The following is a 24864-nucleotide window of genomic DNA, read 5'->3' as shown; positions in this document are numbered from 1 at the left end:
CAATAGTAAGTCTGTAATTACCCATCATCGACCGAGAACAGTAATATTTAGGTAATAACGATTGAAATTACACACTAACAGGTAATGGTGAAGCAGGGGAACTACACCAACAAAGTCCGTCTTTCCTGATCTTCGAGACGCTACGCCAACCCAAACTACCCAAACCTTTATTTTTTGTAGTCCGCGCCGTCGGACTAACTCTGTACAGACGCAAGTTACAACCGTTTGGATTTGGTGCAATATATGGCTATCAGTAATAATAAAATTTAAGTCTTAAAAGCTGATTATGTTTTAAACTGTATCAAAGTATCTCCGCATATACGCCTCCTTTTGGCGCTGCGGATTATGCAACTTACAGCAGTTTTCATTTCAGTAAATTGGCACAAAAAACAAAATTATGTGAAGAAAGATGAACTAAGCTAAAATCCTCTTACCCCTATCCTAACGAAAAATATTTATGCCGACCTACTTAGCCTCAGATTGTAGCTGAACGCCCAAAGGTGCAAGATTTGAGTAAAAGTATCTGGCAAAATCGGCGATATTACATATAATCAAAAAATCAATAGTTTTAAAATCTCTATCAATAGCAGGGAGGCTGCATATTTTTGAGCCAATACTCAAATATGCTTGTAAAATCTTAGGAATTTCTACATTATATGAATCTTCAAACTGTTCAGGTATTTTTATAGAAAATTCTAAATTAGGATGAACCAAAATATTTGGATGCATCCAGTCATGATTATGAAAATAATTATAAGCACAAGCCGCTTGGTTATGGCATTGTGTTAACAACGATGCACAGCCAAAAAAATATTGGTTTTTACTCCAAAGAAGATAGTTTGCTAGTCCTTCCCAAAGCAATAAAAGTGTATGACTATTGCGATATTCTTTAGCTATACAAGCGCGTCCAATTTCTACAGATGCTTGCAGCACAAAATTGGGAATTCCATTAAGATTAAATATGTCAGCAGCATCAAAACCTAAGCCTTTACCAGCCATTGTATAGGTTTGCATTCTATAAGTGCCAATCGTTTTACCAGTTTTTTTAGCAATAAGAATCAAATGATGGCAAACCTCATCGAATTTATCTCGATCCATCTGGGCTGTATTAGAACTAGATAATCCCAATCCTAGTTCTAGATTAAAAACCTCAAAACGCAACCGAAAAATAGATTCTAATTCCTCCTCAGTTACCGCAAGTCGTAGGATATATTTTTCATTTTGCAAAACTGGAAAATCAGGAATATGCAGCGGGTAATTGACTTTCTGGTAATACATTTCCATCTGTTTTCCTACTTAGATTTGTGAAATATCCTAATAAAATTGACCTAATACACAATATGTATTAATGTCGATAATTTCATGCCAGCAGCTTTCCAGAAAATTTACCTAAAAAACAACTTTTCAACTAAAATTTCCAACATTTAATTTGCATCACTTTGAACCTGGAAAATTTTCCTGCACTAACCTGCACTAATTTTAGATAACAGGCATTGCCAAAAATTCACTATGCATCATCTAGAATGTAAAGACATTGTGTATAACATCTCTAAACTCTTTGTTAAAGATGACTAATAAAATAGTTTTTTCCACTTTGCTCAGATTGATACCAGATAAATACATATCATGAACCATTGCAGCAATATTAAAAATACAATTCCTTTATTATGAAGATTAATATCAAAAAATTCTGGCAATAAGATACAAATTTGTCTAATTCATAATTTAAATTATCTTGTATTTCGTACATTCTCAAAAAATATAAAAATCCCAAAAATTCCTTTTCAAAAAGCCCTCGAATCTATTCGAGGGCTAGAATAAATAATTTTGCCGTTTCTAACAAACTGCTGTAAAATTCTTGGGAAAATACATCGCAATCAATTGCGGTGATTATTGCTGTAGCGAACCCTTGTACCTGCCCAAAGTAACTTTTCTCGCAGCGTTTGATAATATGAATTGTTTTCCCGCAAAACAATAAACTTAGCCCGACAATCAGCCATCCGCACATCAACACGGTGTCCAGGCCAAATTGAAGTAGATAACACCCCATCCATCCACAATTTAGTACTTAAATCGTAATCTCCCAACGGCCAAATACTGACCACCGAACCCGGTGGTAAAATCAGAGGACGACTAGAAAGACTCATCGGACAAATAGGTGTAATAGTAATTGCCTCCATCCCATCATGCATAATTGGTCCACTAGCAGAAACGGTGTAACCAGTGGAACCAGTGGGAGTAGAGACAATTAACCCATCTCCTACATATTGATCAACTACCTCACCATCAATTTCCATTTCTAGAATAGAGGTAATCATGCGGTCAGCAGAAGCAGGTTTGACACAAAACTCATTTAAAGCCAGGTAATGTTCAGTCACCGGTTCTAAATTCGTTCGATGACCCTCATACACCGCAGCTTGTAACATCATCCGCCGCTGAATAGCATAGCGATCTTCAAACAGCCGATCCCAAACTTGTTCTGGCTCTTGAAATTCATCCACCGATTCAGTTAAAAACCCCAAATGACCACCCACATTCACACCCAGAATAGGGATGCCAGCTGGGGCTAAATGTCTGGCACTGGTTAAAACAGTACCATCACCACCGAGTACCAAAGCTAGATCAATTGGTTGACTTGCAGAAGCTAAGAACACAGGATAAGGGTTATCTTTTGGTCCGCTTGGTCCTACCAACACTTGGCACTGACGATCTTCTAGTTGTTTAGCACAGAGTTCTGCCCAGCGTTTACTCTGGGCATCTCGCGCTTTATAAGCAATGATTACCTGCTTGAGTTGCACGCACTGTTACCACTTCAGGAGATTGAACTGCTCCATATCGACGGTATCACGGTTGCGATAAATGGCCAGCACAATCGCTAAACCAACCGCCGCTTCAGCAGCTGCCACGGTAATCACAAAGACAGTGAAAACCTGACCCTTAATTAATGTTGAATCGAGGAAGTTGGAAAATGCCATTAAATTCAGATTAACAGCATTCAGCAACAACTCAATAGACATTAGCACCCGCACCGCGTTGCGGCTGGTAATTAAACCATAAATGCCAATGCAGAACAAAGCCGCTGCTAGTAATAAAAAGTACTGAAGTTGCATGATTGGTAATTGGTAATTGGAGGCAGTTGAGTACTGAGTACCGAGTACCGAGTACCGAGTGGTTGACTCAGATTTCCACTCATCACTCGTTACTTTCCTGTTCTCATTTCCCCAATCCCTAGTCCTCAGTTCCAGCATTGCTACTGGTTGATACTAGTTCTCTGGGGCGTTCTGGCAAAGTTAAGATAGATTGTTGTAGTTGAGAAGAGTCTGATTCGTCTGGTAAATATTCCCGACGTGCCAAAATAATTGCCCCTACCATTGCCATTAGCAACAAAATAGAAGCCAATTCAAAAGGCAGCAAAAAGTCGGTGAAGAAATGTTCACCAATCAAAACTATAGAACTTTCACCAGCCACAGGAGAAGTGGTATAAGCCCAGGGAGTTGCCAATACCATCGTACTCAACAAGGCAAATAGTCCTATACTTACCACACCTGTGAGTATTTTCCGCAAGCCCGCACTCGGCAAGGGTGAAAAATCCTGTCGCTTGTTCACCAACATAATGGCAAACAAAATCAACACGTTAATTGCACCAACATAAATCAGAATTTGTGCTGCTGCTACAAAATCACCATTTAGCAACAGATACAGTCCTGACATACTGATGAATACACCTCCCAGCAAAAAGGCAGAATAGACAATGTTAGAAAACAGCACTACACCTAGTGCTGCCCCAAGCATCATCACAGCCAGTATGCCAAATGAAACAACCTGTACTCCTTCCGCTAGATTCACTGTTTTAGTCCTTAGTCATTAGTCATTGGTAATTGGTCATCAGTCATCCGTCATTGGTCTGATTTGAAAAATAGACAAATGACTAGTCACATTTATTTTTCTGTTTCTACTAGGTCTTCTGGACGGGAACCAGCACGGGGGGCATCTGCGGGTACACCGTGGGGTTCGAGAACGCCTTTGGGTAAGTAAACCAGTTCGCGCAGTGGTGTCACCATTGGATCATCTGTAACTTTGTAAGGCAGTCGTCCTAATGCTACGCTGTCATAGTTTAATTCGTGGCGATCATAAGTAGAAAGTTCATATTCTTCTGTCATGGATAAACAGTTAGTTGGGCAGTATTCTACACAGTTACCGCAGAAGATACAAACTCCAAAGTCGATGCTGTAGTGATTGAGCTTTTTCTTCTTGCTGGCTTTGTCAAATTCCCAATCAACTACAGGTAGGTTGATGGGACAAACACGAACGCACACTTCGCAGGCGATGCACTTGTCAAATTCGTAGTGAATCCTACCCCGAAACCGTTCACCAGGAATCAATTTTTCGTAGGGATACTGTACGGTAATTGGACGACGCTGCATGTGGTCAAAGGTCACAGATAGCCCCTGACCAATGTAACGAGCAGATTGTACTGCTTCTTTGGCGTAATCACCAACTTGTTTCAGAAACTTGAGCATTGTTTGTGTCTCCTCTCTTTTGGATTTTGGATTTTGAATTTTGGATTTTAGATTTCAGATTCAATCTAAAATCTAAAATCTAAAATCTAAAAATTGCTTTAGCCGCCAAAGGCGACGGGAAAAGCTAATTTCAGTGCGGCGGTTAATAAAAGATTAACCAAACCGACTGGTAACAAGAACTTCCAGCCTAAATCTAACAATTGGTCAATCCGTACCCGTGGAACTGTCCAGCGGATGAGGATGGCAAGAAAGACGAGCAAATAGGCTTTGAGTACGGTCATAGTGATACCTAAAGAGGCAGTCACTACCTGGAGTACAGGGTCTGTTTCACTGACTCCCAGCAAACTACCTATGAGGCTGATGGGAATGGGAAAATGCCAACCGCCTAGATACAAAATTGCTACGAGGAGGGAAGAAAGTATCAAGTTAATGTAAGAACCTAGATAAAATAGACCGAATTTCATCCCGGAATATTCAGTCTGATATCCTGCTACTAGTTCTTCTTCTGCTTCGGGTAAGTCAAAGGGTAGGCGTTCGCATTCAGCCAGGGCAGCTATCCAAAAAATGATGAAACCAAGTGGTTGTCGCCAAATATTCCAGCCGAAAATGCCAAAATTAGATTGCTGATTCACAATATCAACAGTGCTGAGGCTGTTAGACATCATAGCGATCGCTAGTACACTCAGCGCCAAGGGAATTTCATAACTAATTGACTGTGCTGCTGCCCGCAAACCCCCTAAGAGGGCGTATTTATTATTAGATGCGTAGCCAGCCATCAATAATCCAATGGGCTGAATGCTAGATAAAGCAATCCACAAGAAAACCCCCATTCCCACGTTGGTAATGACGATATTTTCCCCAAAGGGAACAATCAAAAATGACAAAAATACCGGAATTACTACAATCACAGGTCCGAGGGTAAACAACCAGCGGTCTGCTTGGGCTGGGACTATATCTTCTTTAAAGATTAGCTTCAGACCATCCGCTACAGGCACTAGTAACCCAAAAGGCCCTTGATATTCCGGTCCAATCCGTTGCTGTGCAGCAGCAGAAATTTTTCGCTCTAGCCAGGTGGCAACCAGTACTCCCACTGTTGCACCAATCAGCATCAATATCATTGGTAATGGCATCCAAATCGCTTTGGCTGCCCCTGGTGGTATTCCTAAATCCTTGACGGATTGTATAAAAGTTCCTTGGAGGTCAATTCCTGCATTCATGTTTACTACTCTTTAAGTCAACTGAAGTCTGTTCGCGTTAGCGTTGCGAAGCAAAGTCTGAAATAAGATTTTTCAATCTTCATACTCTATTCTTCAGCCTTCATCTTTTATCCTTCGAGATGATGTCTGATTGTAGATTTGTTGCCAATTCCCATGTTTAGTATATCCTTGGATGGTTTGAGGCTCCTGAACCAAGATGACAACTTCTACTTATGGTTGGGATTGAAATTGGCTAATACTCGCAACTGGGGAGGTGGGGACACGGGGAGATGAGGGGACGCGGAGATTGGGAGAGTATTGATCTTTATTATTCCTGCCCCCTGCTCCCTGCTCCCTGCCCCCTGCTCCCTATTCCCTGTCACCATATGCCTATAGCTTGCGTGACGACATAGGAGTCATACGGCAGGTTACGTCCAACACCAATGCCCAATGCTACAGACAAAATAAATTGGCCGCTTCCAGATGGGCAACGGTTTTCAATTCTGTCTAAATTGTGTGATATCAAGTCTGGCTAATTGCCTATCAAAAAAACTCTCCACGTCACCACGTCACCGTGTCACCGTGCGGTTTCTTAATGATAAGTCTTAAAACCGACATGATATCATCTGCCAGTACTGTCGGCTGTGATGAAAATGCCAATTTCAGATTCTCGATTACAGATGACAGTTATTAATCTGTCCATCTATTGGCATGAATCCAACATCTAAAATCTAAAATTGATTACTTAGTTAACGTTGGTCGATGGGAAGGTAAGGAACTTCGTGGCGACCGTTGTAAACTTGGGTAGGACGGAAAATCCGGTTTTCTGCGAGTTGTTCTTTCCAATGGGCTAACCAACCAGCCACACGAGCGATCGCAAAAATTGGTGTAAACAAGTCTGTAGGAATTCCCATTTTCCTGTACACCAAACCCGAATAAAAGTCAACATTGGGATAAATCCCTTTGCCACTTAGTTTTTCGGCAACTACCCTTTCCATTTCTTGGGCAATTTCATAATACTTGTCGTAGCCAAACTTCTCGAACAGCTGCTCCGCCAAGGTTTGTAAAATTGTGGCTCTTGGGTCTTTTACTTTGTAGACACGATGCCCAAAACCCATAATCTTCGCTTTGCGTTGTAGAAGATCATCTACATAAGGGCGAACATTATCTACAGAACCAATTTCTTCCAACATCTGAATTACTTCTTCATTCGCGCCACCATGCAGCGGTCCGCCCAAGGTTCCCACTGCACTAGCAACTACGGCGTAGGGGTCAGTCAATGTAGAAGCTGTCACCCTAGCACTAAAGGTAGAAGCATTCATTGTATGCTCGACATGAAGTATCAAGCAGATGTCAAAAATTTTCGCTGCTAAAGGATCTGGTTCCTTCTCATTCAGCATATACAAGAAGTTGCCAGAATAGTCCAAATCATCCCGTGGCTTGATAGGGTCATTACCTTGTCGCATCAACTGAAATGCCGCTACCATCGTAGGAATAGTCGCCACTAAGCGCACTACAGCATCCCGAATATAGACAGGATTATGTAAGTCACGGCGCGAATAAAATAAACCCAATGCAGCGGCAGAGGCTTGCAGCGCATCCATTGGGTGTCCGCTTTCGGGAAAGCATTTCATCATGTCCCGAATGCGATATTTTATCCGTCTGTGGTAGCGAATTTCATGCTCAAACGCTTCCAATTCTTCATTGTTTGGCAATTCACCCCAGATTAAGAGATAAGCAGTTTCTAGGAACGTACTTTTTTCTGCTAATTCCTCAATCCGAATGCCACGATATTCTAGTATTCCCTTTTGCCCATCTACATAACTGATACTCGATTGGGCTGCGGGAATGCCTTCTAAACCAGGCTTGTATTCGCACACCGTCATGGCAACACCATTTGCTTTGTGAAATATCTGATCACGCTAACTTACCAGAGATTGTTTTCACCATAACAGTTGTCGGAACTACGAACCATTCTATGAGAAAGGTCGAAAAACTGTTATGGCAGGTACTTGGGTGGTGTCAACCAGAACATTTGACTACAACCCAGAGGAGATCCAGTTTCTGGTAGTTTTATCCCAATCATACCTGCTTTTTTAAGGACGAGGCTGCCTTTGGCTTCTCCCCAAAGCAGAATTTCTGCCCAATTGCTCAAACAAGGTTCATGTCCCACTAGCACCAACTGGGTTTTATCATCATAATTCCTGGGTTCTAGCCAGTCTGTTAGCCAATTGTTGATGTTACCTTCTGGGGTAAGATGGTCAGATATTTCTAACTGAGAACTGAGTCCAGCCTCAATGAGTATTTCTGCTGTTTGGTGAGCGCGGACTAGGGGACTGGTGAGGATTAAATCAAAATGTAAATCTAGTTTTACTAATTGCTGGGCTACTTTCTTTGTTTTTTGTCGTCCTTCTTTGGTGAGTTGGCGTTCTTCATCTTTTAGCCCTGGTTGATGTTCTTCAGCAATACCATGACGGAATAAATATAAGTTCATAGCTATTTCATCTCCTCTAATTAGGGGGGACGCGGGGATGGGGTGATGAGCAGATGGGGTGATGGAGAGGGCTGACGCTCTTACGCGGGGACGCTCTTACGCGGGGACGCGGAGATGGAGAGGGCTGACGCTCTTACGCGGGGACACGGAGACGCGGAGAAAATTAAGAATAACTTAATCACCAATCACCAATCACCATATGCCTATAGCTTGCGTGACGACGTAGGAGTCATACGGCAGGCTACCGCCAACACCAATTACCAATTACCAATTACCAATTACCAATTACCAATTACCAATTACCAATTACCAAGAATGGCTGTATTAATAGTCCAAGCATCTACTAATAACAGCAGGAGGGTAAAACAAAATAAAATTAGATACATCCAAGGTTGTGCTAGAGGACGGACATCTGTAGTGTCAATGCCTGTTTTAGTTTGGACAATATTTACCAAACGGGCAAATCCAGCCACACGCATTGGTAGTAAATAAGCTTTTCCATCTTGGCTGAGGAAATAATAAACTATACCTCCTTGACCAGTTGTGCGGGGTTTTAACTGTTTAATATCTAACCAAGGTAAAGACCAACCTTTGCGAAAGAAGCGCGGAACCCAAATGGGGTAAGTCACTTGAATTCCCTGGTCATCTACTATGACTCTTTCAGTTAATACCGCATAAAGTCCCACAAAACCAATCATGATTCCTACCCACAATAATTCTGGTGGTGTAGGTGCATCTGTTGCTTGGGCTAAAAAAGGTAAAGGGACTGTGAGTGCTAGATATAGACTCAATAGGGTGATTCTAATCAAAGGAGACAGACGGAAAACAGAAGTTGATGTTGTTGTCACGGCTAAATCACAGTTCTAGTCAAAAGCTCTTCTTCTTTTTATTTTAACGATGACTTATTTTTCTTGTTACCTGTTACCTGTCACCTGTTCAAGGTAAATACTTTTGTACGACAGTCCAGCCAGTTAAAGACACCCAAGTAAACCCGGTAAATAAGACGATATTTAAACCAATGTGTAAAGGTCTAGCCCAAGGTTTTCTGGGACTGATTTGAGTTGCACTAAAAGCCGATCCTAGGACTAATGCTACCACCATTAATCCAGCAATTAAGTGTGATGAGTGACCCAATGAACCAAAGTGTCCGAAAGTGCCAACAATACCAACGACTAGAAGTAGCAGGACTAAGCTAACCATAGTCATGCCGATGATATAGTGGAGCGATAGCAGAGCTAACCTTCGGTAACGCACTTCACCACGATTCCACGGTAGTAAAACCCCCAAAGGTGGCTCTCCAGTAGTTCTCACCCTAAACATCCAAATACCAGTAATTGCTAAAAATAAATATGCCAGCAACGACAACCCCATAGACCATGCGGCGATTTTCCACAACCAGAGAAAAGAAGGTAGATGCATAGTACAAAATTAAAAATTAAAAATTAAAAATTAAAAAACTCCTGGTTGCTAAACCATTAATCTTACTCCTACAATACCTTTGCCAAATTGAAAAAGCCTTGATTCGTAGGTTGGGTTGAGCGTAGCAAAACCCAACAAATGCGTTGGGTTTCGTGCCTAAACCCAACCTACAAAAAAATGGCAAAGGTATTGTTCTAGAAAGAGAATATCATGGACTGATTACGTCCCTGTTGTTTGGCGAGGTAGAGAGCCTGATCTGCTTGCTCGACTAGGGTGGATGCTGATAGTTCAGAAGTAGGTATCAAGACTGCGATACCAAGGCTAATGGTGACTGTATCACTTACCTCAGAGGCTTGGTGAGGAATTGCTAAATCTTTAATTGCAGCATGAATCCGTTGGGCAATTGTGATCGCTCCTTTAATATCAGTATTAGGTAAAATAACCACAAACTCTTCCCCACCGTAGCGAGCTACCAAATCCGCTGGACGGAAGACCACCTGCTGCACAGCCTGCGCGATTTTAATCAGGCACTCATCCCCCATTTGATGACCGTAGGAGTCGTTATAGCGTTTAAAATAATCGACATCAAATAACAGTAAAGATAGAGGTTGCTGTTCTCGGTATAGTCGCTGCCATTCTTGTTCTAAACGATTGTCAAAACAGCGACGATTAGCTATTTGCGTCAACCCATCAAGATTTACCAGCTTTTCCAGTTCTTGATTTGCCAGTCTCAGGTTATATTCTGCTTGCTGCAAAGCTAATTCTGCTTCCTTGCGTTCGCTCACATCTAATACAACACCATAATATGCAATTTCTCCATTTTTCCGCCGTTCTGGTCTAGATCGGGCTTTTATCCACTTGAGTTTTCCTGAAGGGGCGATAATCCGCCACTCATAGTTAAAAGGAGACATAGTTTCCAAACTGTAAGCTACTGCTTCCTCATAGCCAACGCAATCATCAGGATGAAACTGCTCAAAACAGAGCCGAGGATTTTCAAGTATCTGTTCAACAGTAATTTCATGAATATCCTCAAATGCACGACTCATATATTCATAATACCAAGAGCCGTCTAACCGCCTGACCGTAATATAAATTACTCCTGGCGAAGATGCAGAAATCTCGTTTAATTTCTTTTCGCTTTCAAGTAAGGCTAATTCTGCTTTCTTGCGCTTACTGATATCCGTAACTCGCACCAAATCAAAACTTTGACCCGCTATATTAATGCGTTTTACTGCTAAATTGCCCCAGAACTCCCTACCTTTTTTAGTGATATATTCTATTTCCCGACTCCAAAAACCTAATTTAGCTACATCGTCAACAATCATTACCATTTCATCATCAGTAAATCGCTGTTTTTGTAAATTTTGTCCTTGGGTGCCAATCAGTTCCTCCTTATTAACAACTTCAAACATCTCCACAGCACGGCTATTGCAATCGATAATTAACGGATTGGGAACATCAACCAGAAAAATTGCATCGGTAGATTCGTTATAAATAGCTTGTTTGAAATCTCGACTTTTCCTGAGTTCTAACTCGGCTTGTTTGCGTCTAGTAATATCTTGGGATGTTCCTAAAGTTTGCCTGACACTACCATCCGCAGTTCTAGAAAACACCGTATCTCGACTATAAAGCCAACGCCATTGACTTTGAGCATCCCGAACGCGATATTCTATTTCAATGAACTCATTATCTTCCAGATCACCAGTCTGTTGTATCGCCTCATAGACCCGATTTAGATCATCGGGATGACAGATAATAGGAAATAAGTTAGCTCCCATTTCCTGAACAGTTTCAGTAGAATATCCCAATATTTCTGCAACAGAACGATTCATGTAAACATTACGCTGCTCGATGTGGTCGTAAATATAAAGTAGATTTGGCGTTAGCTCTGTAATCTTTTCAATAAAATGCTGGCTCTCCCGCAGTTTATCTTCTACTTGTTTGCGCTCAGTAATATCCTGAGTTGTGCCAAACAGCCGAATGACTTGTCCCTGGGCATTGAGTTCAGCCCTGCCTCTGCCTTCGGTATACCGAAAAGAGCCATCTACATTCACAACTCTCAGTTCCAATTGATAGGATTCTCCTGTAGAGAGCGCCCTTTCAACTGCCTGATGTAGACGTTCGGCATCTTCTGGATGATAAAGTCGCAGATTTTCTTCGTAAGTAGGTTCACCCAGTGTCTGGTCATGTCCCACAATCTGAAATAGCTCAGTAGACCAAGTAATTTTACCTGTAATCACTTCATAGTCCCAGTTGCCAATGTGGGCAACCTGCTGGGCTTCTAATAACATGGCTTCACTCTTTTGCAGAGCTTCTTCTGCTTGTTTACGCTTACTGATATTTAGCAAAACGCCACGCCAAACAACATCACCATTTTCTTGCAATTCAGGGCGAGAATTTGCTTGTATCCACTTCAGTTTGCCCGAAGGAGTGATAATGCGCCACTCGTAAAAAAATGGCTCTAAATTTTTGGCACTAAAGGCAACAGCTTCATTATATCCAGCCCGGTCATCGGGATGAATTTGTTCAAAATAAAGACCAGAATTTGCTAAAATTTCTTCTGGTTCTAATTCTAAAAGATCTCGACAACCTAAGCTGACGTACTCAAAAGTAAAAGATTTATCTGAATACTGCACAAGGGTGTACATTGTTCCGGGAATATTAGACGCTAGTGTTTGGAGTAAATTCTGGCTGTACTGTAATGCTTCCTCTATGTACTTGCGTTCAGTGATATCGTATAAAACGCAATGTGTCCTTGCAAATTGACCATCTGGGTCTTGCTGAACGCGACCTTCGAGGAGAACGACTATCTCACCACCATCCTTTCTCGTGAGATACAATTCTGCCCTGGCCTTTTTATTGCATTTGAGATGTTCAAATGCGTCTATGAAATAGGGTTGTGTCTTCAGTGTCCACAACTCGCCAAAACTCCTACCAATTAACTCGGATTTGGTGTATCCCAATAAGTCACACAATTGTGAATTGACATCAATAAAACATCCCTGTTCATCGAGGGACTGATAAGCAATGGGTGAATTTTCAAACAAGCTTCTAAATCTGTGTTCGCTCTCTAATAAGGTTTCTTCAGCTTGTTTGCGTAAACGAAGCTCATTGTAGAGATCGCTGACATCTCTCATTACGCCAATAACACAATCTTGCCCATCCAACCATTCCACCCTAGCTGAGATCAGAACGGTCTTGATTTGGTTTGAGTAAGTGCGAATCTCTACTTTAAAATTCAGGAGACTTCTTTCATTAACTAGGGTTTGTCTGAAGTGCTGCAAATCCTCTATATTTTCCCACAATCCCAAGTCTAGGCAGCTTTTACCGATGATGTTTTCTTGGAAATCTCCCAAAAACTGGCAAAAACTTTGATTAACATTCAAACACCTTCCTTCCGCTAATGTAGAAATCCAAACGGGGTCAGGAGTAGTATTAAAAATAGTTGAAAATTTGCTTTCCGATTCCTGAAAGGCGGTTTTTATTTGCACAGACATTTGGTTAAAGGCTGTTGCTAAAACCTTCAGTTCTGCTATGGCTATATCTTCAGATAAAGGCTCTTGCCACTCTCCTTTGGCCATAGCTTGACTAGCTCGGCTCAATCGCAAAATCGGTTTAGCTATCCAGTATGCAGTGAGGCTACCCGTGCCAATAGCAATTACCAATGCTAAACTACAAAAGAGAAGGGTTCTGTGGGCATTAGCATGAATTTTTTCCATAAATTCTGATTCAGGAATCACCGTTACCACGAGCCAATCTAAGCCGTAATCGTCGCGGTAAGGCGTAACTCTCACAAAGGGTTTTTGCTCTAAATCAGGGCGGAGACTTTGAGGTTTAGAAATAGCTTTCAAACTCCCAAACCGTTGCATTAAATGCTGCGTCACTTCGCGGATTACAGGTTCACGACTATTCAAGGCTTGCAGTCGTGTAGCTTTACCATTGATGATAGGAGCTGGGGATTCATCCTCGGAACTGGCAACCATCAACCCTGATTGATCCATGATCAAGATGTGACCTGATCTACCCGAATTCAGTGTTTTCAGAAATCGACTGATTTGTGAGAGTTCCAAATCAATACCGAGAACCCCCAGGAGTTTTTTCTGCGCGTCATAGACAGGAGTGCTGGCGGAAATGCAGATACGATCAGGTACATTTGCCCATGTATAAATAGAACTCCAAATCGGTTTACCAGCTTTGACTGCATCTAAGTACCAGGGAGCATTATTATATTGCGGGTTTTTTAGAGTAGCTGCTAACTTGAGCCGATTTCCCTGGTTATCTACTGAGTAACTGCGGCTTTTGCTGAGGTCAGATATGGGAATTTCTCCAATGTCCAATTTATTACCCAGTCCATAACCTGCACCAATAAATCCTCCATCTTTACTGCCAAAGTTGATGTATGTAAAATTGAGCGATCTCGCCTGACGATAAAAATATTTACCCAGGGCATTAAAATCATTTAAGTCTAAGATTCCCGACTCGAAAGCATCTACATTCGTGCGGTTTATTTCCTGGGCTTTCCCTAAATAACTATTTAGATGTAGCTCAATGCGATCGCTCACCTCCATCATCAACTGATCTGCAAGCTTCTCTACCGCCTCCTCTCCGCTACGGTAGGAAAAATAGCCCACCAGTGTCACTACCCCCACTGTTTGTAAAACAAATGGCACAATCAACAGGGTTCGTAGAGGCAGATTGGCAAATGTTTGAGCGAACCAGTTGACGGAGGGATAAGTCATATTCCAACTGCAAAGTAATCAGATTTTAGATCACTTTACTAAACAAAAAAGGCTGCTGAATTCAGCAACCCTAAAATTGAGAAAAATTTTTTTCAATCAACCGATGCTAATCCTAGGATTTGTAAAGGTTTTGTAGTATCTTCAACTTTTGTATTTATGGAAGAAACCATCGCAGTGGTATTTATCGGGGTTATTTCTTCATATGAGTCTGTATCACACTCATCACTAGTAGTTTCACTGAGGGCAAGGCGATCGCACCCAATTGTATCCGATAAAATTGCACTTGCCATCATTCCCGTATGAATCTCCATCTGAGCTTCTTTTGGGGCTTCAAAAACCAGCCTTTGTCCAGGAAACACCACCCTTTCAAAGTACCAGTTAGGAATATTGGAGATGCGAGCCACCTGCATTTTACTCGTGGCATTGACGTAGCAGCAGAGAATTTTCCCCGATTGCTCTGGTGGTAGAGGATCTAATATTTGAGCCATAACTGCTGAGGAGCTTTTACGCCACAATTTTACATTACATAAGCAAAACTAACATCGCCCGATCCCCTGCTGCTGTAACTCCGACTACCAACTGCAATTTTCTGCATTATTTCTATCTAAAGTTATGTCTTTTTTATAAAAATTTCCTGACTATATCTGAGTTTTTGCAAACTCCGTAAGGTGTTAATAGTTCTGTTAGATATTGTTTGGCAAATTGATCATGTATAAAGCGCGTCATCAGATTTTAATTCCTGGTTTCATCCTGTTCATCCTTAAATTCTGGATATCCTGTTCACCTGACTTGAAAATAAGACCCCACCCCTAACCCCTCCCCGCTGTTTCGTGGAGGGGAATAAGAAGTTTTTTTTCATGTGTTCTGGTGTACGCAGTTCATGATGGCTACTTAGTTTGCTGTAGGCATAGCTTGGCGTATGACTCCCGTTAGGGATACAGGATTTTGAGGATTTAAGGATTTACAGGATGGTTTTTTGTTGACATCAGGATTTTAGTTGTAAGCTGTGTCAGACTACATAAACATATCAACAGATGTTTACTATTTAACGCACCCTAATAAATTATCCTGTTAATTTTTAAATCCTGGACATCCTGATCCTTTTTTTCGGGGTGCTTATTCTTCATGTACACCCTACACCCCGCGCACGGTAGCGTGCCGTAGGCAAGGGGATAGTCAAGCCAAACAATTAAATCAGATACAGCAGATTGCAGTACATCAAGTAAACTAATATCGAAGCATCAAAGGGTACGATAAAAGCTTACTCCGTCGAAAACGGAGAAAAATATCTATAACCTAAGCTAAGATATCGATGGCTTTACTTTGCTTGTTTTTTGATATTACCTTCTTTTTTAAAAGCCTTAATCCCAAGAATAATGGTAGTCCTACTGCCAGACTTGTTTCTGTGTTCAAACCAAAGGGTACTGGCGCGGCTGCTGATTGAATGGAAACGTTATCTATTCCAAATTGAAAGTAGGTTTGGTTGTCAACCTGCCTAAAGGCTAATCGTATTGTTTGTCCTGCAAATGGTGTTAAATTGTATCCCGTTACAGAAGTGAAATTGCTCGGACTTGCGGTTGGAGCAAGAACATTTGCCAAAACATTTGTATTAGGTGCAGAATTAAAAGGATCGAATCCTGCACTAAAAGGAGTCATGATATCAACCCTCGCGTGTTGATTTTGAATTGTATTCAAAGACATATTAGAACCAACATAAAGTGGCGCAGCAGTTTGAGCAAAATAATTGAACGAAAGTGAATAGGTGGAACCTGATGATAAGGTTATGTCTTGGTAGAGTACATATGATCCTAGACCATTTTGGTCGGTAACGGCATATCGGGTACCTTGTGTTGGCAAAGGAATTGTAGAACTGCTGATTGGAGATGTTCCTCCAGATGTGATAGAGACATTGCCCATGCTGCCAGTTTGTGATAGTACAGTCCATCCTGTAAAACCGTTTTCAAAACTTCCATTGTTCACAAACTCTAATGCTTGTGATGGATTTGTTAAACTCCCAAATATTGTTGCAGTTAGGGTAACAGTCAGTAATTGTTTCTTCATGGAAATTATCTCCGGTTTGATTTGTGGTTAAAGTAATGATTGTCAACAAACATTGTGAAAGTATTGCACTGCTTTAGCTATGACTACCTAACATTGTCCTTTATTTTCTTGTTTGCAAATAACGTCAGCCACAAAAAGCAAGCGGTGATTCAAAGTCCAGAAAACAACTTGAACACCCAAGCATTAAGATATTAGCTGCATTGTAAAAAAACAACAAATATGTCTAGTATCTTTACTGAAAATTTATATGATTTTGTTGTCTTTCACGTCACCCGAAAGTAGCAGTAATTGAGTAAGAAATTTTCTGCATGGTAAGTAAATTTGCGGATATAAAGAATTGGCTCATTCAACAGTCAAGCAAAATATTGGTAAATTAATATTAAGCCCACAAATCCCCTCACAATCGGTAAGATGGAAGTTAAAACAACTATGACGGAAAACCGAATACTTTACGTTCGCCTTCCCTGTAACCCCATCTTTCCCATTGGGGTTGTTTACCTTAGTGATCACGTCCACAAGCTGTTTCCCAGCATCGAACAGCGGATTTTTGATTTAGGTACAGTACCACCTTTAGATTATGCAACTGCCCTAGATACCTGTATTGATGAATTTAAACCCACTCTCTTAGTCTTCTCCTGGCGGGATATTCAAATATATGCACCTGTAGGCGGACGTGGTGGAAATCCTCTACAAAACGCTTTTGAATTTTACTATGCAAAAAATCCATTCATCAAATTACGGGGTGCATTAGGCGGTTTACGAATCTTTATCGCCTACTATGTAGAACTGTGGCGCAACTTGGGCTTAGTTAAACGCGGTTTAAAACGCGCCCAAAAATATCACTCTCAAGCGCGTGTAGTTTTGGGTGGTGGTGCAGTTAGCGTATTTTACCAACAGTTAGGCAAAAGCTTACCCAAAGGAACTATTATCTCTGTGGGTGAAGGAGAAACCCTGCTGACAAAATTCCTGGGTGGACAAGAGTTTCGAGATGAACGCTGTTACGTAGTGGGAGAAAATCAACCACGAGAACGCCTCATTCATGAACAACCCACGCCTTTAGAAAAAACTGCTTGTAACTACGACTACATAGAAACCATCTGGCCGGAATTTAACTATTACCTGCAAGATCAAGATTTCTACGTTGGTGTACAAACCAAGCGTGGTTGTCCTCATAACTGCTGTTATTGCGTTTATACAGTGGTTGAAGGTAAACAAGTCCGCATTAATCCTGCCGATGAAGTCGTGGCTGAGATGCGACAATTGTATAATCGAGGCATTCGTAACTTCTGGTTTACCGATGCTCAATTTATCCCCGCCAGGAAATATATCGACGATGCTATAGAACTATTACAAAAGATTGTCGATTCTGGCATGACAGATATAAACTGGGCAGCATACATCAGAGCAGACAACTTAACACCAGAGTTGTGTGAGTTGATGGCGAAAACCGGGATGAACTATTTTGAAATCGGCATTACCAGCGGTTCTCAAGAATTGGTGCGAAAAATGCGGATGGGGTATAATCTGCGAACCGTGTTGCAAAACTGTCGAGACTTAAAAGCAGCCGGGTTTAATGATTTAGTTTCCGTCAATTACTCATTTAATGTCATTGACGAACGTCACGAAACCATTCGCCAAACGATCGCTTATCATCGGGAATTAGAACGGATTTTCGGTGCTGATAAAGTCGAACCTGCCATTTTCTTTATTGGATTGCAACCCCATACCCACTTAGAAGAATATGCCTTCAAAGAAGGTATCCTCAAACCAGGGTATGATCCAATGAGTTTGATGCCTTGGACAGCTAAAAAACTCCTATGGAATCCTGAACCACTTGGTTCATTCTTTGGAGAAGTCTGTTTACAAGCTTGGCGACGTAATCCCAACGACTTCGGACGAGAAGTGATGAACATCTTAGAAGAAAAATTGGGTTGTGCTGAGTTAGAAACAGCACTTTCCGCGCCAATAGAGAAACCAAATAAACAATTAGCAGGCGTGTCATAAACAATAGAGTATGGAGAACAGGGAGGCAGAAGTTTTGTAATTTTGATTTGATTTGTCTCCCCACCTCCCTACTTCCCCACCTCCCCACTTCCCCAACCCCCATGTTAGAAGGTTCAATTCTCCAACAACTAGAAACAGCCCACCGTCACAGCACTAGACCAATTCGCTTTGGGGTGTACTACAAAAATACCCTGGTATCTCTGTGTCATGCTTTAGAAGACCATATATTAACTGAGGACGGAGAGCCTTTAGTGATCACGGCCTTCCAAATGGGTAAATGGTATTTGCAAGAAGCAAACAGATATGCAGAGATTGCCCAGCGCAGCCGTGGAATTGCCATTATGGCTTCTGCCGATGCTGGCTTTGCAGAACATCCTACTAGCCAGTTACCAAATGTTGATTTAGTGCCTATAGAAGCGGGTGATCCTGTAGAACAGGAGTGGCACTTAATTATTCTCTCACCTAAATACACAGCAATGGTAATTTGTCAAGAATTATCAGAGGCTGATTATGGTATCGGTGGTTTACCAGCATCGGATTTAGAACGTAAATTTTATGGTTTATGGACATTTGAACCGGAGTTGGTGAGAGAGACAGCAGAAATAGCGATCGCTCACATCGAAAAATATAACCCAGAACTAGCCAGCAAACTCACCGCCCATAAACAAGCAATTCAGGCTGGGATTATCTCACCAAAAGACTTAGGTTTAGTTGTCTCTCGCGTCGTCGATTACCTACAAAATGGGCAAGAGAATTCTATACCCGTCGCCCTAGATCGTAACTTGGTTTCTAACGAAATCCAGGCATTTTTGCGAATGGCGCAATTAATGGATTTAGCAGATATCAACAACCCCATGGCCGCCGCAGAAGTTGTGGCAATTTGTGAAACAATGGGGCAGTTGTTGGATTTACCCGCATGGCAAATTAAAAGATTGCGCCTTGCTGGTTTATTACATCGTATAGATCCACTACAAAAGGCAGAAAGCGTCCTTACTCCTGGCGCATCTACAAGCTATGAAGAAGAAGCCCCCAGTTGTCCTTTAACTTGTCCTCTAGTCCCAGGGGCGCAGGTATTAAGAACAATGCCACGACTGCGAGCAATTGCCCAAATTATCACTCACCAAACAGAGTGGTGGAATGGGACAGGAGAACCAGCAGGTTTAGCTGGAGATGAAATTCCCCTAGAATCAAGAATTTTAGCCTTAGCCGCAGACTTTCAATGGCGAGTTTGTCAACAACAATACTCAGAACAAAGTGGGCAAGATATATTTGCTCAAGCATTAGATTATTGTCGAAAGCAACAATCTACCCGTTTTGATCCTAAACTTGTAGATACCCTAACTTTGTTAGTCATGGGTTTACAACAGGGACTAGACTTACCCCTAATGACACCCAAAGTCAGTAGTAGTATGTGGTTACTTGATTCCCGATGGGATAGCCACAGCAAAAGTAGTCAGGAAATTAATTACCACCCCAAATGAACATTGAAGCTATTAGATTAGGCAAAATCAAACAACTCCCAGGGGCAGACTTAGAAGATGAGGAACTATCCCAACTAGATTTAAACCGCATCAACTTAGCCGGTGCTATCTTGGTGGGGACTAACTTCGCTGGTTCTAAACTTGAAGGTGGGCATTTAGAAGGTGCTAACTTAATGGGAGCAAACCTGCAAGAAACTGACTTGCGGGCTAACCTCATGGGAGCAAATTTGATGCAAGCAGACTTAACTAGTGCTGACTTGCGAGGTAGTAATTTGCGTGGTGCTAATTTAATGGGCGCTACACTCAGCGACGCATCTTTAGCAGGTGCTTTTTTAAGTGGTGCTAATTTGATGAGTGTTAACTTGCAAGGCGTTGATTTGCGAGGCGCTGACCTACGGGGTGTTAACCTGACAGGGGCAAATCTCAAAGGTGCAGACTTGAGTCGTGCTGATTTACAAGGGGCATTATTAAGTGAAGCCAACCTTGAGGAAGCCGACTTGCGAGGTGCGAACTTGGCTGGGGCGAATTTGACAGGGGCGAATTTACTTTGTGCAGAGTTAGAATCTGCTAATTTGCGAGGAGTTAATTTAGATCGGGCTTGTTTGGTGGGTACAATGCTGGAGGTAGTTTCTTAATTCTGATTTTTGCTTAGGGACTTTCTACCAAAAGAATATGGATTAAATGAACCGCGTTCACGCAGTGTCCCGTAGGGATAGACGCGTTCACGAAGTGTCCCGTAGGGATAGGACGCGAAGGACGCGTTAGCGTTGCGAAGCAAAGGAAGAAAGAAGAAGAAGATAAGTAATTTTACACTGGGAAGGGAGTATGAATGATGTATTTAGTCGTTGGCAAGAATGGCTAACTGTATTCGTCTATTTAGGAATTACAGTATTTATTGTTTGGCGTATTTTGGCGATACCGAATAAATAGAAAAGTTTGATCAGAACTACTTTTAAAAAACTCCAAACTATTAACTACCTACTCTACATCGTCCAATCCTCTGTCACTAAACCTGAAACTTTGCTGAATTGTGTCGAGCAACTATTTCACAATTATGCGACAGCCTCATCATTAGGCTTGTCAGCCTGACGAAAGACACGCCCATATTCTAGCTCTACCAGAAAGGCTGCTTAATCAGAGATTGAGCCAATGAGTTCTTCTAGCCAGTTTTCAGAGGTAGGCTTATTTTCAATATTGGCTTTTGTTAACAGTTCAACCAAACCTCTAGCATGGGAACGTTCGCTAATATTTAGAGCTAATGCGTCGTAACCTTTGCTGGGATTTTGTTTGTGCAGTGGCATTAACAGGTCGATACAAACTTTCTCAGGTGTAAGAAAAGGATGCTTGATTACTAATGTAGAACTATATAATTGATGACTTCTGGAAAAAAAGTTCTATAAACTCAATAAAAAACGTCACGAGTAATTCTTTAAACAAGCGCTCATGATCAATGCTTTCAGTCACGAATTTCTATCTTCCTCAATGCTAACTATAATCTACTCAAAGATTACCGTGGGAGAAATGCTATGGCTAGACATGATAATTACTTCTTAAAAAAACTACAAATCATCTCGCCAGGACTATTTTGTGTAAATTGAGCTAAACTCCCATCTTTATTCACCTTAAACTTAGCACGACAATTATAAATTTCCACAGGTGTTTTGACACCATCTACACTTACAGCCGCCCTATATTCCCAATATTTTTTGGCACTGCGTTTGATACTCAAAATGCAAATTTCCTGCCCATCATAATTACGGCAAGTATTAGCTGAGACTGGAGATGCTAAAGAAAAAGAACATATTAATAACAGTAAAATCACAAAATATTTAATCATAATTAAATTTAGTACTTCTGCTTCGCATCCACCAAGACAGTCCACCCATAAACAACACTCCCATTACTCCTTGTAAAGGATTATTATTCACACCTGTCACCCAGTCAGGAACTACTCCCGAATATTTCGTTAATTCTCCCACATTAATAATGTAATAACCCCAAACTAAACCACCATGTAAACCAATTGGTAAACCCAAACGTCCTCTACAAGAATCTTTTCCCCATACTTGCGTTAAACCTAACAATACCAAAGCCGGAAATTGTGGCAATGTATGAATAATTGCCTCTAGAGGTTTAATAAAATGGGCAATAGCAAATAAAGTAGAATTTATCCACATTGCTATGGCTGGTTTATAATCTCCCTGTAACTCATCTAGTAACCAGCCCCGAAATAACAATTCTTCCGCAAATCCAACACCTAAACTTACTAACAACCCTTCTAAAACTATTTTTAGCAGAAAAACTTTCGGTTGTTGCCATACTAACCAACCTAGCAAACCTTGTAAACTAAATAAAACTAAAACACTCAGCAGTCCAATAGCTAACCCACGCAATGCATATACGCCATTTAAGCGTGTAAATTCTAATCCATAATAGCTGAATGTTTGCGATCGCTGATAGACTTGTTTTCCCCATAGCGTGAGCAAAAAAATAAACTCTACATACAGCGCCACGATTGTCAAGATACTTGCTAAATTAGTATCAGGCACTAATCGGTAAATTGGTACAGCTAAGGGCAACCATAAAAGCAGTAAAATCAAAACAAAGCAACCCACCCTCACAAGGACGGGGCGTTGGGCGAGTTTGGCTAAGTTGATTTTCATAATAAGTACATCAATAATCATTAGTCCAGTATATGTATTTATCCTAATGACTAATGACTAATGACTAAAATGACTAATGACTATTCGTCAGGTTCAATGGTGCTACTCAAACCATGACTTTTCAGTGTTTCGCAATAAAACTCAGCGGGTTCCAAAGCGCAGGTAATTACTAAGGCTAACCCGTTTTGATGGGCTTCCATCATGATGCTCACAGCTTGAGGCTGGGTAATGCTCGGCACAGTAGTCATTAATACCTGAACCACATACTCCATAGAGTTGTAGTCGTCGTTATGGAGCAAAACGCGATACTGAGGCGCGAGCTTGCGGGATGTGGAACGCTTCTCAATGGTTTCGACTGACACTACTCTTTGCTCTTTTATACTTGATTTACGACAATACGGTTTCTGTCCAGCATTTGCTTAACAGTTGTTTACTTAATTTTACAACATTTCTGTTTTAATTCCAGGCAGAAAAATTTTTGCTGTCAGGATATTGTTTGTTGTGAGAACTAAGAAATCCTCAGCGCACACATCATACTACATTAGTAGTACATAAAAATCTATCAAAAATACTACCTTCCGACTTCTAAAATTAAGAAAGCTGCAACACAATTTTGCCTCACTGCCGCTCCCTGATTATGGATATTAGCCCCAAATTTCAACCGGGACAAATTGTATCTTTGGATTATGGTGACAGAAATCTTTACGCAGAAGTCGTTCAAGTTGTGATTTCTCGTGACTTGTGCTGGGTTCGTCCTTTATTGTTGGCTAACTTCACCTACGAACCACCGCTAATCAACGATTTGAGAGATGCGCCCGACCTGTTTTGGCCTGTAAATTTATTTCGACCGGCTATGGATACAGAAGTCATTAGCCTATTAAGCCAACTTTCACCCAAACAACCAAAAGCTGATATAGACCCAGTTGCTCAGGATCATCTCAATCAGTTTATTCACCAATTTTGGCCATCATTCCCAGAGGGCAAACAATTGTGAAGTTATGAATGATGATTATCCCCAGGTAGGGACTAGCTTAACTCGACCAGCATCCATCTCTGCCATTAGTAATTCTAGGGCTTCGTAGTCAACATCGGATATGTAACCCAGTTGCGTCAGTTCTGAGTTGATTTCGTTTTCTATTTCTGGAGTTAGTTTTTTGATGTGTAACGCTTTTTCCACCAGTTGACGAATTGCGTATCGAGTGTTCATAGGGAATAAACCAACTGTCATTGTTACTCATTATCCAAGATAAACTTCAGTATAAAAAGTGATCTGGATGCATGATGTATGGTGATCTATATCACCATTGAATTTTAGACACACACTTTGTTGCTAACCCTGTTTCTTGCCATTGGAAAAAGTAACAATTAGGGTTGACATCTACATATACTTTTGCTCAAATCCTCTTGATTTACATATATTGGGAGAGTTTATCACTATATCTACATAAAATTAATCTGCATTTGGGCTATCTATGTTGATTGTTTTTTAACTCGCACAAAAAAAATGTATATAAAAATACATTTTATAGTGTAATTATGACAATCTTTAAACAGAAGCACTAAAGTAATAAAGATTCAGCAAAGAAACTGAAGACGTATAGTCAATCCGGGAAAAACAGTTTATGTTCAAGTAAACTACGCTCTGCGGTTCACACGCTTGAATCAGGATGTGACTATGCTGAAAACTCTCAACCAGCCAAAACTTACAGTTATTCGTCCCCAAGGCTGTTTAAATGCCACCAACGCCTGGGAATTTGAACAAGAGATGACATCTGCTTTGGTACAAGAAGATATAAGTACAATTGTACTTGTGGATTTAGGCTCAGTAGAAGCCATAGACAGTGCAGGCTTAATGGCTTTGGTGTCTGCACTCAAGTTAGCAGATAGTTTAGGACGGACTTTTCGATTAAGTGCTGTGTCCCCGACTATCAGAATAATTTTTGAATTAACCCAACTTGATCGGGTTTTTGAGATATTTTAAGCTGATTCAGATTTGACAACTCAAGGTCTGAAAGTAAAAAAAGCTTCTAATATTGGCTTTGGCATCATTTACAACTTTGATTTTATTTGATTTTTGTGTATCCCTTACGGGAGAGTATGGTTTACGCCACCCAAGCTAGAGCCAAAATGAACTGCACCGGACGCTTAAAAACTCAGTACAACGCGAAGAAGCTGCTTTCCTGGTTCCCTATTTCCTATTCTCTTCTGCCTACCCAACTAAGTGTGGCTACGCCACGCAAGCCATCCAAAATCAAAGCGAACTGCCATACTGTATGAGCCTAAATTT

At 41.1% G+C, this 24864-nt stretch carries 23 protein-coding genes; 5 read left to right on the top strand and 18 right to left on the bottom strand.

Annotated features, from left to right (window positions below):
* Positions 1-465: 465 nt before the first annotated feature.
* The 13 genes from H6G68_RS16610 to H6G68_RS16550 form a co-directional block, all read right to left on the bottom strand.
* The gene (locus H6G68_RS16610; RefSeq protein WP_190907625.1) at positions 466-1284 is read right to left on the bottom strand and encodes a GNAT family N-acetyltransferase; all 819 of its coding nucleotides are present in this window, start codon (positions 1282-1284) and stop codon (positions 466-468) included.
* Between the two features lie 593 nt (positions 1285-1877).
* Entirely contained in the window at positions 1878-2798 is a 921-nt protein-coding gene (locus H6G68_RS16605; RefSeq protein WP_190712867.1) for an NAD(+) kinase, read from the bottom strand.
* A 6-nt stretch (positions 2799-2804) separates the two neighbouring features.
* Complete coding sequence (gene nuoK / locus H6G68_RS16600; protein WP_006199065.1) at positions 2805-3110, bottom strand: NADH-quinone oxidoreductase subunit NuoK; 306 nt, start codon at positions 3108-3110, stop codon at positions 2805-2807.
* A gap of 118 nt (positions 3111-3228) precedes the next feature.
* Positions 3229-3846, bottom strand: coding sequence for an NADH-quinone oxidoreductase subunit J (locus H6G68_RS16595; protein WP_190907624.1), 618 nt, complete (start codon positions 3844-3846; stop codon positions 3229-3231).
* Positions 3847-3938: 92 nt separating this feature from the next.
* On the bottom strand, positions 3939-4520 hold the full coding sequence (gene ndhI / locus H6G68_RS16590; RefSeq protein ID WP_127053544.1) for an NAD(P)H-quinone oxidoreductase subunit I: 582 nt from the start codon (positions 4518-4520) through the stop codon (positions 3939-3941).
* Positions 4521-4618: 98 nt separating this feature from the next.
* On the bottom strand, positions 4619-5737 hold the full coding sequence (gene nuoH / locus H6G68_RS16585) for an NADH-quinone oxidoreductase subunit NuoH (protein ID WP_190907623.1): 1119 nt from the start codon (positions 5735-5737) through the stop codon (positions 4619-4621).
* A 728-nt stretch (positions 5738-6465) separates the two neighbouring features.
* Positions 6466-7602: a citrate synthase gene (locus H6G68_RS16580; RefSeq protein WP_127053542.1), complete on the bottom strand. Its 1137-nt coding sequence runs from the start codon at positions 7600-7602 to the stop codon at positions 6466-6468.
* A gap of 113 nt (positions 7603-7715) precedes the next feature.
* Positions 7716-8210, bottom strand: a complete 495-nt coding sequence (sixA, locus tag H6G68_RS16575) for a phosphohistidine phosphatase SixA (RefSeq protein WP_127053541.1) — start codon at positions 8208-8210, stop codon at positions 7716-7718.
* A gap of 299 nt (positions 8211-8509) precedes the next feature.
* Positions 8510-9058, bottom strand: coding sequence for a hypothetical protein (locus tag H6G68_RS16570; protein ID WP_190907622.1), 549 nt, complete (start codon positions 9056-9058; stop codon positions 8510-8512).
* 88 nt (positions 9059-9146) lie between these two features.
* Entirely contained in the window at positions 9147-9629 is a 483-nt protein-coding gene (locus tag H6G68_RS16565; RefSeq protein WP_190907621.1) for a DUF4079 domain-containing protein, read from the bottom strand.
* Positions 9630-9823: 194 nt separating this feature from the next.
* Complete coding sequence (locus H6G68_RS16560; protein WP_190907620.1) at positions 9824-14368, bottom strand: PAS domain S-box protein; 4545 nt, start codon at positions 14366-14368, stop codon at positions 9824-9826.
* A gap of 92 nt (positions 14369-14460) precedes the next feature.
* Positions 14461-14856, bottom strand: coding sequence for a DUF1830 domain-containing protein (locus tag H6G68_RS16555; RefSeq protein WP_190907619.1), 396 nt, complete (start codon positions 14854-14856; stop codon positions 14461-14463).
* 808 nt (positions 14857-15664) lie between these two features.
* Complete coding sequence (locus tag H6G68_RS16550) at positions 15665-16429, bottom strand: hypothetical protein (RefSeq protein WP_190907618.1); 765 nt, start codon at positions 16427-16429, stop codon at positions 15665-15667.
* Positions 16430-16840: 411 nt separating this feature from the next.
* Between H6G68_RS16550 and H6G68_RS16545 the strand changes: the two genes are divergently transcribed.
* The 3 genes from H6G68_RS16545 to H6G68_RS16535 all read left to right on the top strand — a co-directional run bounded on the left by H6G68_RS16545 (position 16841) and on the right by H6G68_RS16535 (position 20549).
* Positions 16841-18433, top strand: a complete 1593-nt coding sequence (locus H6G68_RS16545) for a photosystem II high light acclimation radical SAM protein (protein ID WP_190907617.1) — start codon at positions 16841-16843, stop codon at positions 18431-18433.
* A gap of 101 nt (positions 18434-18534) precedes the next feature.
* Entirely contained in the window at positions 18535-19914 is a 1380-nt protein-coding gene (locus tag H6G68_RS16540; RefSeq protein WP_190907616.1) for a DICT sensory domain-containing protein, read from the top strand.
* Complete coding sequence (locus H6G68_RS16535) at positions 19911-20549, top strand: pentapeptide repeat-containing protein (RefSeq protein WP_190907615.1); 639 nt, start codon at positions 19911-19913, stop codon at positions 20547-20549. Before H6G68_RS16540 ends, H6G68_RS16535 begins: the two co-directional genes overlap by 4 nt.
* Before the next feature lie 495 nt (positions 20550-21044).
* Here the strand turns inward: H6G68_RS16535 and H6G68_RS26900 are convergent, their stop codons facing one another.
* The 4 genes from H6G68_RS26900 to clpS all read right to left on the bottom strand — a co-directional run bounded on the left by H6G68_RS26900 (position 21045) and on the right by clpS (position 22939).
* Positions 21045-21215, bottom strand: coding sequence for a hypothetical protein (locus tag H6G68_RS26900; RefSeq protein WP_199332620.1), 171 nt, complete (start codon positions 21213-21215; stop codon positions 21045-21047).
* A gap of 242 nt (positions 21216-21457) precedes the next feature.
* Positions 21458-21751, bottom strand: coding sequence for a hypothetical protein (locus tag H6G68_RS16525; protein WP_190907614.1), 294 nt, complete (start codon positions 21749-21751; stop codon positions 21458-21460).
* A complete protein-coding gene (locus H6G68_RS16520) occupies positions 21744-22577 on the bottom strand; it encodes a CPBP family intramembrane glutamic endopeptidase (protein WP_190907613.1) in 834 nt (277 codons plus the stop codon). The genes H6G68_RS16525 and H6G68_RS16520 overlap by 8 nt, the downstream gene beginning before the upstream one ends.
* A gap of 80 nt (positions 22578-22657) precedes the next feature.
* A complete protein-coding gene (gene clpS / locus H6G68_RS16515) occupies positions 22658-22939 on the bottom strand; it encodes an ATP-dependent Clp protease adapter ClpS (RefSeq protein WP_190712894.1) in 282 nt (93 codons plus the stop codon).
* Between the two features lie 275 nt (positions 22940-23214).
* Here clpS and H6G68_RS16510 point away from each other — a divergent pair, with 275 nt between their 5' ends.
* Positions 23215-23571 carry a hypothetical protein gene (locus H6G68_RS16510; RefSeq protein WP_190907612.1) on the top strand — a complete coding sequence of 119 codons (357 nt, stop codon included), beginning with the start codon at positions 23215-23217 and terminating at the stop codon, positions 23569-23571.
* 15 nt (positions 23572-23586) lie between these two features.
* Here the strand turns inward: H6G68_RS16510 and H6G68_RS16505 are convergent, their stop codons facing one another.
* A complete protein-coding gene (locus H6G68_RS16505; RefSeq protein WP_071188817.1) occupies positions 23587-23784 on the bottom strand; it encodes a hypothetical protein in 198 nt (65 codons plus the stop codon).
* A 468-nt stretch (positions 23785-24252) separates the two neighbouring features.
* On the opposite strand from H6G68_RS16505, the gene H6G68_RS16500 reads away from it, so the two are divergent.
* Positions 24253-24558 (top strand): STAS domain-containing protein, encoded by a 306-nt coding sequence (locus H6G68_RS16500; RefSeq protein WP_190907611.1) that lies wholly within the window; start codon positions 24253-24255, stop codon positions 24556-24558.
* Positions 24559-24864: the final 306 nt, after the last annotated feature.

This window comes from Anabaena catenula FACHB-362 (genome assembly GCF_014698735.1).
Classification (GTDB): Bacteria; Cyanobacteriota; Cyanobacteriia; order Cyanobacteriales; family Nostocaceae; genus Anabaena; species Anabaena variabilis_A.
The sequence above is the reverse complement of the archived record's forward strand: the minus strand, read 5'-3'. Positions and strand labels throughout refer to the sequence as shown.